Annotated in this window: 1 protein-coding gene; it reads right to left on the bottom strand. The window is 77.9% G+C overall.

Translation table 11 applies throughout. From position 1 onward, the window contains the following. Positions 1-244 (bottom strand): hypothetical protein (locus tag G3I65_RS47415; RefSeq protein WP_160701918.1); only part of this gene is annotated, 244 nt, incomplete at both ends.

Genomic DNA, 244 nt, shown 5'->3' with positions numbered 1-244 from the left:
GCGCGGCCAGTTCCGCCGCCGCGGGCACGCCGGAGAGCAGGAAGAACCGGCCGGGGCGCTCGGCCTGCGCGGAGCGGACGAGCCCTTCGGCGGCCGCGGCGGCCGGACCGCCGCGGGTGACGAACACCAGCCGCTTGTCGTCCTCGAGGTGCCCGCGCAGGTGGCTCAGCACCGTCGACGTCGCCAGGCGGACGCCGTCCGAGACGGGCAGGCCGACCGGGTCCGGGACCGGGATCAGCAGCAC

The organism is Amycolatopsis sp. SID8362, from assembly GCF_010550475.1.
Taxonomy (GTDB): Bacteria; Actinomycetota; Actinomycetes; order Mycobacteriales; family Pseudonocardiaceae; genus Amycolatopsis; species Amycolatopsis eburnea.
The sequence above is the reverse complement of the archived record's forward strand: the minus strand, read 5'-3'. Positions and strand labels throughout refer to the sequence as shown.